This window comes from Bacillus sp. DHT2 (genome assembly GCF_026241455.1).
Lineage (GTDB): Bacteria > Bacillota > Bacilli > Bacillales > Bacillaceae_G > Bacillus_A > Bacillus_A pseudomycoides.
This window is the reverse complement of the sequence record NZ_JAPHWH010000095.1, coordinates 1-334: the sequence shown is the minus strand read 5'-3', so window position 1 is coordinate 334 and position 334 is coordinate 1. Positions and strand designations below refer to the sequence as shown.

The following is a 334-nucleotide window of genomic DNA, read 5'->3' as shown; positions in this document are numbered from 1 at the left end:
TCTTCGGATCAAAGCTTACTTACAGCTCCCCGAAGCATATCGGCGTTAGTCCCGTCCTTCATCGACTCCTAGTGTCAAGGCATCCACCGTGCGCCCTTTCTAACTTAACCAAACTAAAATTAAAAAATATGAGCTACACTGTTATCTAGTTTTCAAAGAACATACATTTATTTCTGAGAGATAGTTCTCTCAAAACTGAACAAAACGAAACACGGAAACTTATATTGATGAACAGCGTTCATCAATTCTCCATAGAAAGGAGGTGATCCAGCCGCACCTTCCGATACGGCTACCTTGTTACGACTTCACCCCAATCATCTGTCCCACCTTAGGC

General features: G+C 42.8%; 2 rRNA genes. Both read right to left on the bottom strand.

The features are described from left to right. Window positions 1-110 (bottom strand): 23S ribosomal RNA (locus ORL93_RS31065); the annotation flags it as partial. Window positions 111-255: 145 nt separating this feature from the next. Beyond that, window positions 256-334: ribosomal RNA gene (locus tag ORL93_RS31060) — 16S ribosomal RNA — on the bottom strand; the annotation flags it as partial.